General features: G+C 55.7%; 14 protein-coding genes. 10 read left to right on the top strand and 4 right to left on the bottom strand.

Annotation, left to right across the window (positions count from 1 at the left end; genetic code table 11):
- Positions 1 to 3: 3 nt before the first annotated feature.
- The 4 genes from BLW97_RS01730 (at position 4) to BLW97_RS01715 (ending at position 5655) form a co-directional block, all read left to right on the top strand.
- Positions 4 to 660 carry a glutathione S-transferase family protein gene (locus tag BLW97_RS01730; RefSeq protein ID WP_075322129.1) on the top strand — a complete coding sequence of 219 codons (657 nt, stop codon included), beginning with the start codon at positions 4 to 6 and terminating at the stop codon, positions 658 to 660.
- A gap of 42 nt (positions 661 to 702) precedes the next feature.
- Positions 703 to 1488 (top strand): bifunctional demethylmenaquinone methyltransferase/2-methoxy-6-polyprenyl-1,4-benzoquinol methylase UbiE, encoded by a 786-nt coding sequence (gene ubiE / locus BLW97_RS01725; protein ID WP_075322128.1) that lies wholly within the window; start codon positions 703 to 705, stop codon positions 1486 to 1488.
- A 95-nt stretch (positions 1489 to 1583) separates the two neighbouring features.
- Entirely contained in the window at positions 1584 to 3938 is a 2355-nt protein-coding gene (metE, locus tag BLW97_RS01720) for a 5-methyltetrahydropteroyltriglutamate--homocysteine S-methyltransferase (RefSeq protein ID WP_075322127.1), read from the top strand.
- Between the two features lie 166 nt (positions 3939 to 4104).
- The gene (locus BLW97_RS01715) at positions 4105 to 5655 is read left to right on the top strand and encodes a SulP family inorganic anion transporter (RefSeq protein ID WP_075322126.1); all 1551 of its coding nucleotides are present in this window, start codon (positions 4105 to 4107) and stop codon (positions 5653 to 5655) included.
- A gap of 3 nt (positions 5656 to 5658) precedes the next feature.
- On the opposite strand, the gene BLW97_RS01710 is transcribed toward BLW97_RS01715, so the two are convergent.
- Positions 5659 to 8790 carry an L-glutamate gamma-semialdehyde dehydrogenase gene (locus BLW97_RS01710; protein ID WP_207650536.1) on the bottom strand — a complete coding sequence of 1044 codons (3132 nt, stop codon included), beginning with the start codon at positions 8788 to 8790 and terminating at the stop codon, positions 5659 to 5661.
- A 301-nt stretch (positions 8791 to 9091) separates the two neighbouring features.
- Between BLW97_RS01710 and BLW97_RS01705 the strand changes: the two genes are divergently transcribed.
- The 5 genes from BLW97_RS01705 (at position 9092) to proB (ending at position 12549) form a co-directional block, all read left to right on the top strand.
- Positions 9092 to 9535, top strand: a complete 444-nt coding sequence (locus BLW97_RS01705; protein WP_075322125.1) for a YaiI/YqxD family protein — start codon at positions 9092 to 9094, stop codon at positions 9533 to 9535.
- 142 nt (positions 9536 to 9677) lie between these two features.
- A complete protein-coding gene (gene rplU / locus BLW97_RS01700) occupies positions 9678 to 9989 on the top strand; it encodes a 50S ribosomal protein L21 (RefSeq protein ID WP_010641361.1) in 312 nt (103 codons plus the stop codon).
- 11 nt (positions 9990 to 10000) lie between these two features.
- A complete protein-coding gene (gene rpmA, locus BLW97_RS01695; RefSeq protein ID WP_010641358.1) occupies positions 10001 to 10261 on the top strand; it encodes a 50S ribosomal protein L27 in 261 nt (86 codons plus the stop codon).
- 54 nt (positions 10262 to 10315) lie between these two features.
- On the top strand, positions 10316 to 11431 hold the full coding sequence (cgtA, locus tag BLW97_RS01690; protein ID WP_075322124.1) for an Obg family GTPase CgtA: 1116 nt from the start codon (positions 10316 to 10318) through the stop codon (positions 11429 to 11431).
- Entirely contained in the window at positions 11428 to 12549 is a 1122-nt protein-coding gene (proB, locus tag BLW97_RS01685; protein WP_075322123.1) for a glutamate 5-kinase, read from the top strand. The genes cgtA and proB overlap by 4 nt, the downstream gene beginning before the upstream one ends.
- A gap of 20 nt (positions 12550 to 12569) precedes the next feature.
- On the opposite strand, the gene fur is transcribed toward proB, so the two are convergent.
- Complete coding sequence (fur, locus tag BLW97_RS01680) at positions 12570 to 13031, bottom strand: ferric iron uptake transcriptional regulator (RefSeq protein ID WP_010641352.1); 462 nt, start codon at positions 13029 to 13031, stop codon at positions 12570 to 12572.
- Between the two features lie 66 nt (positions 13032 to 13097).
- On the opposite strand from fur, the gene BLW97_RS01675 reads away from it, so the two are divergent.
- Positions 13098 to 13445, top strand: coding sequence for an outer membrane protein assembly factor BamE (locus BLW97_RS01675; RefSeq protein ID WP_010641350.1), 348 nt, complete (start codon positions 13098 to 13100; stop codon positions 13443 to 13445).
- Between the two features lie 216 nt (positions 13446 to 13661).
- On the opposite strand, the gene BLW97_RS01670 is transcribed toward BLW97_RS01675, so the two are convergent.
- Together BLW97_RS01670 and BLW97_RS01665 are read right to left on the bottom strand one after the other, a co-directional pair.
- On the bottom strand, positions 13662 to 14132 hold the full coding sequence (locus BLW97_RS01670; protein WP_075322122.1) for a type II toxin-antitoxin system RatA family toxin: 471 nt from the start codon (positions 14130 to 14132) through the stop codon (positions 13662 to 13664).
- An 8-nt stretch (positions 14133 to 14140) separates the two neighbouring features.
- Positions 14141 to 15322: a phospholipase D-like domain-containing protein gene (locus BLW97_RS01665; RefSeq protein ID WP_075322121.1), complete on the bottom strand. Its 1182-nt coding sequence runs from the start codon at positions 15320 to 15322 to the stop codon at positions 14141 to 14143.
- Between the last annotated feature and the right edge of the window lie 44 nt (positions 15323 to 15366).

The raw sequence follows: 15366 nt of genomic DNA, 5'->3' as shown, positions 1-15366 counted from the left end.
GCCATGACCCTGGAACTGATCAGCTTCCCCCTCTGCCCCTATGTACAGCGTTCGGTGATTACTCTGCTGCACAAACAGGTAGTCTTCAAACTGACGCACATTGATCTCGCCCACAAACCCGAATGGTTTCTCGAACTTTCGCCCATGGGCAGGGTCCCCTGCCTGAAAATCGGCACTGACGCCGTACTGTTCGAGTCTCAGGTGATTAATGAATATCTGGATGAAACCATTGCACCGCCACTGCATCCTTCTGACCCGCTGGAACGCGCCCGGCACCGCGCCTGGATTGCCTTTGGCAGCGAAATGATTGGTGATCAGTTCCAGATGATGGTGGCCCAGGGTGAAGAACCTTTTACGGCGGCCAGTCGCCAGCTTTTTGACAAGCTTGAGCGGATGGAAAAAAACATGGCCGAAGGACCATTTTTTGCGGGTCAACATTTCAGTCTGGTGGATGCTGCCTTTGCTCCCTTATTCATGCGCATGGAAATTCTGCACGCATTACGGCCATTGCCGCGTTGGGAATCCTTGGGCAAACTGCGCCGCTGGACGGCCTTACTCATGGAATTACCCGAGGTAGCAGGCTCCGTAACCGCCGACTTTCCAGAACGGCTGCGGAATTATATCAGCGAAAAAGGCAGTCTTCTGCTACGCTCAGTCTGAATACAAGCTGCCGCATTTACGATTTGCACAGGAGTCATGCGTATGAGTGATCAACAGGGAGAGGACATGCAGGATCAGGCGCTCGTGCCCACCACCCACTTTGGTTATCAGGAAGTTCCGGAAACGGAAAAAGAACACCTGGTCAAAGGGGTTTTCAGCAGTGTCGCGGGTAAATACGACCTGATGAACGACCTGATGTCACTGGGTGTGCATCGCCTGTGGAAACGCTTCACGGTTGACCTCGCCCGTCCCCGTCCCGGCCAACGGGTGCTGGATCTCGCCGGAGGCACGGGTGACCTGGCTGCCGCCATTTATCCGCGCATCAAACCCAATGGTTCCATTGTGGTCTCCGATATCAATCCGGAAATGCTGGCGGTTGGCGAAAACCGCCTGGCGGACAAGGGTATCATCGCAGGCGTCGAGTTTGTCGAAGCCAATGCGGAAGAACTCCCCTTTCCCGACCGCGAATTCGACCTGGTCACCCTGGCCTTTGGCATCCGCAACATGACCCATCCCGAACGGGCCTTGAAGGAAATTCACCGCGTCCTCAAAACCGGCGGGCGGGCATTGATTCTGGAGTTTTCACACCCGCGCTGGCCGGGGTTGCAGTCCATTTATGATCTGTATTCCTTCAAGTTACTGCCGCGCATTGGCGAACTCGTCGCCAGGGATCGAGACAGCTATCAATATCTGGTGGAATCCATCCGCCGCTTCCCCGATCAGGAAACCTTCAAAATGATGATGGAAGAAGCCGGTCTGGAACGGGTTGAGGTGTTCAACCTGTCGGGTGGTATTGTTGCCCTGCATCGCGGCTTTCGTATGGATTGATGAATGCTTTTCATCTGAATGCCTAAAAATTCCCTCTTGAGCCGAGACTCCGGGCAGGGCATGATGGCGACAATTTTCGCAGAGGAGTAATGCCCATGACGTCCGTCCACAGTCTCGGTTTTCCGCGTATCGGTCATAAACGCGAACTCAAAAAAGCACTGGAAAGCTTCTGGTCCAAAGAAATTGATGAGCAGGAACTGCAGTCCCGCGCTGCCCAGTTGCGTGACCGTCACTGGAAAATCCAGCAGACCTGCGGGATGGACTTCATCCCGGTCGGAGATTTCAGCCTCTACGATCACATGCTGGACATGAGCTGCACCCTCGGTGCCATTCCTCCCCGTTACGGATTCTCCGGCGGTCTGGTGGGTCTAGATACCTTTTTTGCCATGGCACGCGGCTCCAGCACCCAGCCCGCCATGGAAATGACCAAATGGTTTGATACCAACTATCACTTCATTGTGCCGGAATTCCATGAAAACATGGAGTTTCACCTGGGCAGCGAACGCCTGTTCGACCAAATCAAGGAAGCCCAGGCCCTAGGCCTCAAGGCCAAGCCCGTACTGGTCGGTCCCATCACCTATCTGTGGCTGGGCAAGGAAAAAGATCTGAATGCCGAAGCCCATCACGAAGCCCAACATCATCATGACGACAGCGCCTGTCATGGTCATGGTGCACCGGCGGGTAATGCCTGCTTTGACCGTCTGACTTTGCTGCCCAAGGTGCTGCCTGTTTATGCCGAAATACTCGAGCGTCTTGCCGGCATGGGCGTGGAATGGGTGCAAATGGATGAACCCGCTCTGGCACTGGATCTGCCCGCCGAATGGCACCAGGCTCTGACCTCTGCCTACCAGACCCTCAGCAAGGGCAAAAGCCCCAAGGTATTGCTGGCCACCTATTTTGATTCTGTAGCGGAGCATGCCGAGGCTCTCAAAGCCCTTCCCGTCGCCGGCCTGCATCTGGATTTGCGGCGCGCTCCGCAGCAGCTGGACAGCTTCCTGAAAAATTATCCGGCTGACAAAGTGCTTTCTCTGGGCGTGGTAGATGGCCGCAATGTTTGGCGCGCCGACCTGGATGCAGCCATCAAGATCCTGGAACCTGCACATAAACAGCTGGGAGACCATCTCTGGGTAGCGCCTTCCTGCAGCCTGTTGCACACCCCGGTTGATCTGGATCAGGAAACCGAACTCGACACCGAATTGAAATCCTGGCTGGCTTTCTCCGTACAAAAGCTCGATGAAGTCGCCCTTATTGGTCGCGCTCTGAGTGAAGGCGTGGCAGCCGTAGCGCAGGAACTGTCAACCGCCCGTGCCGCCGTACAAGCACGTAAAACTTCACCACGTATCCACAACCCGGCTGTTGCCCAGCGTCTGGAAGGGCTGGGTAAGGACGACGGTCAGCGCAAAAGTGCTTTCCAGGCCCGTGAAGCCGCACAGCGTGCTCGCTTCAAACTGCCGGCTTTCCCCACCACCAGTATCGGCAGTTTCCCGCAGACCCCCGAAATCCGTAAAGCCCGCCTGCAAAATCGCAAGGGCGAACTGAGCAATGCCGACTACCAGAAAGCCATGGAAGCAGAAATTGCGCTGGTCGTGAAAGAACAGGAACGTCTGGGTATTGACGTGCCGGTCCATGGCGAGCCCGAACGCAATGACATGGTGGAATACTTCGGCGAACAGCTCGCTGGATTCGCTTTTACCCGGCATGGCTGGGTGCAGAGTTACGGTTCACGTTACGTCAAGCCGCCGTTGATTTTCGGTGACGTATCCCGTCCTACCCCCATGACCGTGACCTGGAGCAAATATGCCCAGTCTCTCACCAAGCGGCCCATGAAAGGCATGCTCACCGGTCCGGTGACCATCCTGCAGTGGTCTTTTGTACGCGATGATCAGCCCCGTGAAAAAACGGCACTGCAGATTGCGCTGGCCATCCGCGACGAGGTCAAGGACCTGATTGACGCCGGTATCGGCATCATCCAGATTGACGAACCCGCCTACCGTGAAGGACTCCCCCTGAAGCGCAAGGACTGGGATCAGTATCTGAACTGGGCATCGCGTGCATTCCGCATTTCTGCGCAAATTGCGCCTGATGACGTGCAGATTCACACCCATATGTGCTACTCGGAATTCAATGACATCCTCCCCGCCATTGCGGCCATGGATGCAGATGTCATTACCATTGAAACTTCCCGTTCACAAATGGAGTTGCTGGATGCTTTTGCCACTTTCAACTACCCCAATGAAATCGGACCTGGCGTATATGACATTCACTCTCCCCGCGTTCCCAGCGTGGAAGAAATGGTCGGCCTGATGGAAAAAGCGGTCAAAGTGGTTCCCGCAGAGCGTCTGTGGATCAACCCCGACTGTGGTCTGAAAACCCGTAAGTGGGCAGAAGTCACCCCGGCTCTGGAAAACATGGTCGAGGCAGCCAAACAGGTACGTGCCAAACACGCCTGATTGAAGACCGGCTTCAAACTGACAAGGCCCCATCCGGGGCCTTTTTTAATGCTTGCTGATTACCAGCCCCCCCTATAAACTCACTGGCAATTAAAAAGATACCATGTGATTGCTTGCACCGTGCTCCGCGACTCATAAGTTTCCTGCTATCTTTTTGGAACTTTTCATGAATCAGTCAATCAATCTTTCCCCACTCAAAAATCTACGGGCCGATGCGCCTGCCGCCGTGGTCGTCGCTCTGGTCGCCATGCCCCTCTGTCTTGGAGTCGCCCTGGCTTCCGGCACCCCACTGATTGCGGGTTTGATCGCTGGCATCATGGGTGGGGTTCTGGTTCCTCTGTTCAGCCGCTCGCCCCTGGCCGTCAGTGGCCCCACCCCAGCCATTGTGGCCACGCTGCTGGTGGCCATGGAAACCCTGCACAGTTTTCCGGCGTTACTGCTCGCTGTGGTTATTGCTGGCGGCATTCAGATTATTCTGGCGCTCTTGCGTGCAGGGGTGGTGGCTTATTTTTTCCCGTCGGCCGTCATCCAGGGTATTTTGTCGGCCATCGGGATTATCATCATCCTCAAACAATTTCCCTATGCCATTGGTTTTGATATTGGCGAATTTGGTAATCAGGATTTTTTTGATGCCCATGGAGAAAACACCTTCAGTGCCGTTATTGCCGCACTCGCCCATGTGGAATGGGGAGCGCTGCTGGTCAGCGTACTGGCCCTGGTCATCCTGATTGTCTGGGATAAGATAGCCGTCCTGCGCAAACAGACCTGGCTCTCCGGCCCGTTGATGGCGGTGGTGTTCGGAACCCTCCTGAATGTGCTGTTTGTCCATGCCCTGCCCGGGCTTGCTATCGACAAAAGCAATCTGGTCAACCTGCCTGAAATTCGTTCTCTGGCGGACTTAAGGGGCATGCTGCAAATGCCTGACTGGGGCATGATCGGTTCAAAAACCGTATGGATGACCGCTATCGCCATCACCTTTATTGCCAGCCTGGAAAGCCTGCTTTCCACAGAAGCCTCCGACAAACTGGATCCTTTCAAAAGACGCACCCCTCTTGACCGCGAACTGCTGGGACAGGGAGTGGCCAACATCGCCAGCGGCCTCATTGGTGGACTTCCGGTTGCCGCCGTCATAGTGCGGAGCACGGCCAACGTGGCGGCCGGGGCACGCACCAAAGCCAGCGCTTTTTTGCACGGGATTTTTCTGTTGCTGGCCGTCCTGTTTCTGGCTACGCTGATGAATCACATTCCGCTGGCTGCCCTGGCTTCCATCCTGATTTTCGTCGGTTTCAAACTGGCTCATCCGAAAATTTTTCAAAAAATGTTCAGGCTGGATAAATCCCAGTATTTGCCCTTCCTCATCACCATTATTGCGATTTTGTTCACCAGTCTGATTACCGGCGTAGTCATCGGACTGCTCACGGGTATTTTCTTCGTCCTCAAAGCCAACTATCACAGCGCCATCGATATTGGACGGGAGGGCAACGCCTACAAAATCTCCCTGAACAGGGAGGTGACTTTCGTCAACAAGGCGCGTCTTTCCCACATTCTGGAGAGGCTGCCCAGAGACGCCGAAGTGATTCTGGATGGCAAAAAAGTCCGTTTCATTGATCACGACGTGCTGGAAGTCATTCGTGATTTCGAACGTGCCGCCGAACTGAAAAACATCCAGTTACGCGAACAGAATTTCGACACACCGATACTCAAAGCCCCCGTATAATCCTTACAATCGGCCCTGGGAGAGCAGCTCCGCGTTGCCTCCTGCTGCCGTGGTGTTGATGCTCACCGTCTGTTCGGCCACCATGCGCAATAAATAATGGGGACCACCGGCCTTCGGGCCGGTTCCACTCAAGCCTTCGCCACCAAAGGGTTGCACACCAACCACTGCACCAATCATGTTACGGTTGACGTAAACATTGCCGCAGCGGGACCGCGCAGCGATATGTGCCGCCCGCCCATCAATCCGGGTCTGGACACCTAAAGTCAGCCCAAATCCCAAAGCGTTGATGGCATCCACCAGGGCATCGATTTGTCCGGCTTTCCAGGTGACCACCTGCAGCACCGGACCAAATATTTCCTCGCGAACCTGACTGACATGAGTAATGGCATACGCACAGGGGGCTACAAAATGCAGATTACTCTGCTGATCGTCCTGCATGGTCAATGCTACAGAATCATCCGTAACCCGGGCATTTTCCAGCAAAGCCGGGGGCCAGGCACAACGGGCCAGCAATTTTCCCCCGCCCTGCTCCACCCGGGCAATTTGTGCCAGAATATTGGCCTGCGCTTCGGCATCAATAACGGGTCCGACATCAGTGGCATAATGGATGGTCGCTCCGATCACCAGTTCCTGCATGGCCCCTTTGAGCATGGTTAGAATTTCTTCTGCACATTCTTCCTGTACACAGAGCAAACGCAGTGCCGAACAGCGTTGTCCGGCGGAACGAAATGCCGAGGCAATCACTGCATCCACCACCTGTTCCGCCAGAGCCGTTGAATCCACAATCATGGCATTAATGCCGCCGGTTTCGGCAATCAAGGGCACAATGGGGCCTTCCTTGGCCGCCAGACCCTGGTGGATGTGGCGAGCAACACCTGTTGAACCGGTAAACACCACGCCGCCAGTCAGCGGATGCTCTACCAGAGCCGCGCCTACGGTTTCGCCAGCACCGGGCATCAGCGCCAGCACATCACGGGGAACTCCGGCCTCCCACAAAAGTTCGACAAAAGCCTGGGCAATGGCCATGGTCTGCTCGGCGGGCTTGGCTGCCACACTATTGCCCGTAACCAGCGCCGCAACAACCTGACCGGCAAAAATTGCCAGGGGAAAATTCCAGGGACTGATACAAACGAACACACCGCGCCCCCGCAGACTCAGGGAGTTGGCCTCACCGGTGGGACCGGGCAGAGCTTCCTTGCGCATGAGCGCCTTGGCCTGAATGGCATAATAACGGCAAAAATCTACGGCCTCACGCAGTTCGGCAACCGCATCTGCCAAAGTTTTATGTGCTTCGCGCATAATCAGAGCAAGCAATTTGTCCTGTCGGGTTTCCAGCAGCTCAGCCGCCTGAGCCAAAATTTCGGCACGACGCTCGACGGGTACTGCATCCCAGCGCATTTGCCCGGCATGCAGTGTGTGCATTAAGGGGTCTACTTCTTCCACCTGTATTTCTTCGGGGGTCTTTACCCGCAGGGCCAATGCGGCTTCCAGGGCGGGGCTACGTTCAGCAATGTAAGTCATATCCATTCCTTGGCTGTTCAGTCGTAATTCACCATGAAGATGGCCGTAAATCTCTATGGGTTTGGGCAAGGCCGTCTCTTCCGCCCGCCAGAGCGGACTGATCAGCAGATCTTCGGCAGCCACATGCTGATTAGCCAACTGATGAACAAAAGACGTGTTGGCGCCGTTTTCGAGAAGCCGCCGGACCAGATAGGCAAGCAGATCGCGATGACGACCCACCGGGGCATATATCCGCAAGTGCTGAATGCGGGCGTGGCGTAAAACCTCCCGATAAATTCCTTCTCCCATGCCATGCAGACGCTGCATCTCAAAACGGGCATCGGGTTGTTGATCCGCCAATTGCAAAACAGCAGCAATGGTCGCTGCATTGTGGGTGGCGAATTGCGGGTAGACCAACGCCTGAGGACCGTTGGCGTTTTCAAGGAGCCGCGCCGCACCGGCCAGATAGCTGATATCAGTATGATGTTTATGGGTAAACACCGGATACCCGGACAAGCCCATCTCCTGGGCTCTTTTGATTTCCATATCCCAGTAAGCGCCCTTGACCAGCCGCATCATCAAATGGCTCTGATTGCGGCGCGTTCGGGCCAGAACTTCGTCAATGGCAGCATCTGCCCGGCTCTGATACGCCTGCACGGCAATGCCGAGACCGTCCCAGCCCGCACAAGTGGCCTGCCCGGCAATATGCTGTTGCAAGGCATCCAGCAAATCGAGCTGCAACTCAAGACGATCGCTTTCTTCCGCATCCAGCGTCAGATTCAAACGCCCCTGAGCCGCCAGTTCGGCCAGTTGCTGCAACTTGGGGAACAGCTCTTTCCACAGACGGGCGCGCTGGGCTTCTTCAAAACGCGGATGCAGTGCTGACAATTTGATGGAGATGCCATCCCGCTCCCGGGAACCCCCACTGCCGGGTTGGGTAGCCAAAACGCGCAAGGCAGATTCATAAGAAGCCGCATAGCGGGTTGCATCGGCACTGTTGCGGGCACCTTCTCCCAACATATCGTAGGAATAGCAGAGTGCGGGCTGTTTTTTTCGGGCTTCGGCAGAGCGCCGGCGCGCCTCACCAAGATCCTGCCCCAGTACAAACTGCCGCCCCAGTAGCGCAATGGCCCGCACTGCTGCTGTCACGACGGTATTCATGCCCAGTCGTTGCACCAGACTGCGTGTTTCTTTTTCGGCAAGCAGACGGCGGGATAGAATCAGCACCCGACCCGAAATCTGGGTAATCCATGACTGTTTTTCCTCACCGGCAAAGCGCGCCCTGCCCAGCTGATCCGCTGCCAGCAAGGCCGCCGTACCCGTATCGGGCACGCGCAGCAGGGCCTCGGCCAGACGCATCAAGGCCAAGCCTTCGGCGCTAGTGATGGGGTACTCCCTTAACAGCGACTCCAGAGCCCAGAACGGGGCTGGCTGCTTGCGCACCGCCTCCACCCAGGGCCGCGCCTGATCGATGACGTTCAGCCAGTTCAGCTTGCCGCTGAGCGCCGACAGCAGTGCTTCAACCTGCTGATTTTCATCCCGGTACGGGGGTGGTAGTGACACAGGCTCCTGAAGAAAATCCGGAGAATCATTGAAATCACTGGGCAAAATGGTATGTAAACGGGTTTGAGACATTCCTACAAGGCTCCTTGCAGCAGGTAATCGGGTCCATGATCAGCCTGTGCCTGCCTCCTTTTTTCATTTACGGGTTTTTATGCGCTTTTGGCTATTGCAGCGCTACAACCTCTTGTAATCAGGTTGTCATACTTGGGGTGCCTGATGCAAGTGATTGGACAAGGCATTCCAGATGCTTACCCGCCATCTACATTTCAACTCATTCAGGTGGGTTGTTAGCTACCACATAACGGGATGTTGGCATTGCCAGCAAGTTCCATCTATGCCAAGGTCCATTCCTCTATAATATCCGAGTCCTTCCATGCATATCTGGGTCGATGCCGACGCCTGCCCCAATGTCATCAAGGAAATTCTGTTTCGCGCCAGTACGCGTCTGAAACTGCCCTTGACCCTGGTCGCCAATCAGCCCCTGCGCGTGCCCCAATCGGCTCATATTCGCAGCGTGGTAGTGCCGGGCGGCTTTGATGTGGCCGATAATGAAATTGTGCGCCGTATTGAAGCGGGCGATCTGGTCATTACCGCCGATATCCCCCTGGCCGCTGCCGTACTGGAGAAAAATGGCCATGCGCTCAGCCCACGCGGCGAGCGGTACTCCTCCGAAACCATCCGTGAGCGTCTACGGATAAGGGATATGATGGAGCAACTGCGAGATTCCGGCGTGCGTACCGGCGGCCCTGCCACTCTGAGCCAAGCCGACCGCCAAGCCTTTGCCAATGCTCTGGACCACTTATTGCCACGCGCTTGAGCGGTTCGTTCAGACAATTTAAGCACCGATGCAGATCAGCCAACAAAACAAGTCTTCATCCTCTTGCGTTAATAGACTGATAACGCTATCCTTGCGAACTTTTCCGGACAGTACCGGGTAAAACCCTTGTTGGAGGTTTGTGATGTACGCGGTCATTGAAAATGGTGGCAAGCAGTATCGGGTGACGGTGGGCGACAAGCTCCGGCTCGAAAAGATGGAAGCAGAGCCAGGTGCGGAACTCGCGCTGGACCGGGTACTGATGGTCGGCGTTGGCAGTGATGTAGTGGTCGGTCAACCGCTGGTAGCAGGTGCAGCCGTCAAGGCCACCGTGCTCAGTCAGGGACGGGCTGCCAAGGTGCATATTTTCAAGATGCGTCGGCGCAAGCATTACCGTAAGCAGCAGGGACATCGTCAGTATTTTACTGAAGTCCGCATTACCGGCATTGAAGCCTAAGGAGCACAGTCATGGCACATAAGAAAGCGGGTGGCTCTTCGCGCAATGGACGCGATTCAGAATCCAAGCGCCTGGGCGTGAAACGTTACGCCGGACAGCTGGTTATCCCCGGCAACATCATCATTCGTCAGCGTGGCACCCAGTTTTATCCGGGTAGCAACGTCGGTATCGGCAAGGATCACACCCTCTTTGCCACCGCAGAAGGGGTCGTAAAATTCGAGCGCAAGGGACCGCGCCAGGTACGTACCGTCAGCGTCGTATCCGTGGCCTGAACCGGCCTCTGCGCAGAGGGACCCCGCCCCGTTTTTGCGGGAGCGGGGTTTTTTATGAAGTTTATTGATGAAGTACGCATCCATGTTGCTTCGGGTACCGGTGGGCACGGCTCCCTGAGCTTTCGTCGGGAAAAATTTATCCCCTTTGGCGGTCCAGATGGTGGTGATGGTGGCCGCGGTGGCAGCGTTTTCCTCGTCGCCCAGGCCAGCCTCAATACCCTGATAGATTTCCGCTACCAGCGCCGTTACCGGGCCGAAACCGGGCATGGTGGTGCGGGTAGACAAATGACCGGGCGCGCGGGTCTGGATAAGGAAATCCACGTCCCGGTGGGCACCTTGGTCTACGATGACGACACCCGTGAATTATTGGGTGATTTGCGCGAAGACGGGGAACGTTTGCTGGTCGCTCAAGGCGGACGCGGCGGACACGGCAATTTGCATTTCAAATCCAGCATCAATCGCGCACCCCGTCAATATGAAAAAGGCACGCTGGGAGAAGAACGCAATCTTCGCCTGGAACTGCGGGTTCTGGCCGATGTCGGCCTGCTGGGCCTGCCCAATGCGGGCAAAAGCACGCTGATCAGGGCAGTCAGTGCGGCCCGTCCGAAAGTAGCAGACTACCCGTTCACCACCCTCTACCCTAATCTCGGCGTAGTCCGGGTGGCGACCCACGAATCTTTTGTTCTCGCGGATATTCCCGGCCTGATCCCCGGAGCCTCCGAGGGCGCCGGGCTAGGTACCCGTTTTCTGAAACATCTCAGTCGAACCCGCCTGCTCCTGCACATGGTCGACATGGCTCCTGTGGATGAGAGTAACCCTGCCGAGAACATTCGCGGTCTGGAAGAAGAGCTGCTCGCTTACAGCCCCGCCCTCGCTCAGCGCCCGCGCTGGCTGGTAGTCAATAAGGCCGACCTGTTCAGCGCTGAAGAAGGCGAGGCGCGTTTTCAGGAGATTCGTGCCGAGCTTTCCTGGGATGGTCCGGCATTTTTGATTTCCGCTGCCAGCGGTGCGGGCTGCAATACCCTCACCCACGCCATCTGGCAGGCACTGCCAGATCTGCCACCCGCACCTGATCCAGTACAGTCGGAAGAATGGGGCGATGAAGAGGAAAAATATCTGGAAGAGTGGGAAGGTGATGATTTGAGCGCCGACTGGGATGACGATGAATGAGCCGCGACCTTAAAAATGCCCAGCGCTGGGTCATTAAAATCGGTAGCAGCCTGCTCACCAATAATGGCCAAGGTCTGGACCTCCCTGCTATTGAGGCCTGGGTCAAACAACTGCTGGTGCTACGCCGGCATGGCCTGGACATCGTACTGGTTTCTTCCGGCGCCGTGGCAGCCGGCATGGAGCGCCTGGGCTGGACGAGCCGCCCCAATGCCCTGCACCAGCTGCAGGCGGCAGCCAGCGTCGGCCAGGCAGCACTGATTCAGGTGTATAACGAATTCCTCCGCCGGGGCGGGGTTCACGGCAGTCAGGTCCTGCTGACCCACGAAGACCTTCAGGAACGCCATCGCTATCTGAATGCGCGAGCAACCCTGCGTACGCTGCTGGAACTCGGGGTCATTCCCATCATCAATGAAAATGATGCCATTGCCAGCACCGAAATCCGTTTTGGCGACAATGATACTCTCGCTGCCATGGTTGCCAACCTGCTGGAAGCTGATTTACTGGTGATTTTGACGGACCAGGCGGGTTTGTACGACCAGGATCCCCGTAAAGCCCCTGATGCCCGTTTACTGACCGAAGTGGAGGCTGGGGATCCTGCCCTGCTGGGCATGGCCGGGGGCAGCGGCAGCGCCGTCGGCACCGGCGGAATGAGCACCAAGGTCCACGCAGCCAGCCGTGCGGCACAATCTGGTGCGGCCACCATCATCGCGCCGGGTGGCGCTGAGGATGTCTTGCTGCGCATCTGGGCGGGAGAACCTTTGGGCACCTATTTTCGGCCCGGCGTCGCCAAGCTGGCGGCACGCAAGCGCTGGCTGGTCGGTCAGCTCCGCACCAACGGGTTGTTGCATCTGGATGCCGGTGCGGTAAAGGTCTTGCGCGAAAAAGGTAGCAGCCTGCTACCTGTAGGGATTACTGCTGCCGAGGGCGATTTTCAGCGCGGCGATCTGTTATGCTGCGTCGACCCGGAAGGACAGGAAATAGCCCGTGGCCTGGTGAATTTTGCTTATGAAGATGTCCTGCTGAGAATGGGAAAAAGCAGCAAGACGCTTTTGGAATTATTCGGAGATATTGACGAGGTGGAAATCATCCACCGTGATAATCTGGTACTCAGCAACTAACTTTGCAAATGTTCAGAAAATTATTTGCCCGCTGGAGCCTGCAAAGAACAGACCCCGGATTCCTGCATTCCCAGACAGGTCCCGTACAAATACAGGCTATGATCGCTGATGAAAAACCCCTGAGCTCCGGCGATTTCATTTTGACGGGCTTCCAGCGCCTCATCAAAAAACTCCAGAACCTTGCCACAAGCCGTACAGACCATATGGTCATGGTGACCGGTTTCGTTCATTTCAAAAACGGCCTTGTCCCCTTCAAAGTGATGACGGCGTACCAGACCAGCCATCTCAAACTGGGTCAATACCCGATAGACCGTGGCCAGACCCACTTCTTCGCCGGCATCCAGCAACTGACGATACACTTCTTCCGCCGTTAAATGCCGGGTGTCACTGTCCTCAAAAATGCGGAGAATCTTCAGACGTGGCAATGTAGCTTTCAGACCAGCCCGCTTCAATTCGTCACTATTCAATTTTTCGTAGTTCATGTGCTCGTAGCAATTCCCATGCGTAATGGTTTAGGATAGTTGTACCTGACGCTTAAGACAAGGACTATGAGAAGCCTCCGCCTGATTACCCTGATTACCTTTTGTGCCCTCTCGCTCGGAGCCTGCAGTATTTATCGGGTTGCCGTACAGCAGGGTAACGTCGTCACCAGCCAGCAACTGGCAGAATTGCATCCGGGTATGGATGCGCTGCAAGTGCGTACCATTCTGGGTTCACCACTGCTGAAGGACCCTTGGCACCCCCATCAATGGATTTACTCTTATAGCTATAAGCCAGCCTATAGCAGTACCCAGGTTCGCAAGGTGATTGTCCTTTTTGACAAGGACGACAAGCTCATCGGCGTGCAGGGGGATGTGAAAGGCACAGTTAAAAGCCCGGAAAAACCCGACGCCTAGACGGATAAACCTAAAAACGGCAGTTGCCGTGGGTGCTTTGCAGCGACTTTTGTTTTGAGCCGTTGTTGTTCTTGGCGAAATCCTGCGCCCGTCAGGAGAGCTGTTTGAGCCCGCAGGGCGAGTTCTCTTCTGAAAGCAGGATAAGCCTTAGAACAACAGGCAAGGAACAACGGAGCAAAAAGCATCCACGGCAACTGCCGTTTTTAGGGTGAAAACCTAAGAAGATGGACGGTCCCCTGTTACCGGAATGGCTGCAGGGGGGCCATATACAGCGCGCGCTCTTTGCGCAAAACGCTGCACCATGGTTTCAGCTGCCTGCTTGAAAATGGGCTCCAGAAACGCGCCCACCAGCCGTGAGGCAAATTCGAAGCGCATATCCAGCGTCACCCTGGTGCCCTTGGAGTCAGGTTCAAGCTGCCACAATCCTTCCAGAAAACGAAAAGGACCATTCACCAGACGCACTTCTGCCAGCTTGGGGCGCTGATAGCGGTTTTTGGTGGTAAATGATTTACCAAATGCACCATGAGAAATGGTGATTTCGGCAATCACTTCTTCGCCCCGATCCTGAATGATTCGGGTTCTGCCACACCAGGGCAGAAATTGTGGGTAGGAACGAATATCTTCAATTAGGGCCATAACCTGACCCGCGCTGTACGGCAACACAGCCGTTTTACAAATATGATGCATGCATCCTCTCAATAACGGCGTTGACCCATGGCATGGGCCTGCACCCAGCGATCGAGCTGAGCCAGGCACCATTCCGGCAAACGTCGCCAGTAGGGGCGTTTACGCCAGGGTTCTGGATCGATTTTTCGGGATATGGCAAATTCACGCACAAATAATCCGTGCAACAGCAAGGATACCCGGGCCAAACGCAGTTCAAGATTGAGCTCGTGATTAAACCACAAACTCAGGAAATCAAAATTTGCCGAACCCAGTGTCGCCCAGGATCGGTCTACCAATACGTACTTGGCGTGGAGGAAAGCGCCCTGATATTCATAAATATGCACGCCTCTACGCATCAGTTTTTGATAATACGCCTGAATCCCGAATCGCAAAAGTGGATGATCAGTAATGCGTCCAGCCAGCAGCAACCGCACATCCACCCCGCGCTGCACCGCCCGATAAATACTGCGCAATATCACCGGATCAGGATTGAAGTAGGGCGTCGCAATCCAGATGCTTTGGCGCGCCCCCCGAATGGCCGCCAACAAGCGTCGGCGCACCGCATAACTGGCAGGCGGAGTTCCTTCGAGAAATCGCCCTTCGCCCCAGGATTCTGGAGAGAACGCCATTTCTTCACTCACTCCGGCAGGCAGGGCTGGCAGATGTTCCGGCCGGTGCCGGAAAAATATTTCCCGACCACGATCCACCAGAGCACCACGACAGGCAAACAGCATGTCCCGGTAAGGCGGACTTCCTGGTTTGGCATCCAGCCACTCATCATCCAGGGCAAAGCCACCAACGGCCAGCCATTGGCCATCAATCGCGACAATACGACGGTGGGTACGCCGCAAGCGCTTTTCCAGCCCCTTCAGTTGCAAACGGTGATAAAAATGCAGGTGCGCTCCAGACTGGCGCAGCTCGCTAATCCAACTTTCGGGAAAGCTGCGACTACCCAGGGCATCGAGCGTAATATATACCGCCACTCCGGTCAGGGCTTTGTCGCATAATATCCGCAAAATTTGCTGGGGCCAGAGACCCGCCACAAAAATATAATTTTCCAGTAAAATTTCCCTGGACGCGGCGCTCAAGCGGGTTTCCAGCCATGCGGCAATGGACTGCATGTCATTCAGCAGCGCCCAGTCAGGAATAGCCTCCTGTTGCCGGGTACGACGTCGTAGCAAGTGCCCCGTCAACAATCTGGACTCCACCATGTTCCTCCCTTCGCACTGAGCAAAAATTCCACAGGAGGGCATGT

The sequence above is a fragment of the Acidithiobacillus albertensis genome, assembly GCF_001931655.1.
Lineage (GTDB): Bacteria > Pseudomonadota > Gammaproteobacteria > Acidithiobacillales > Acidithiobacillaceae > Acidithiobacillus > Acidithiobacillus thiooxidans.
Note: the sequence above shows the minus strand (reverse complement) of the source record. Positions and strands in the feature narration are given on the sequence as shown.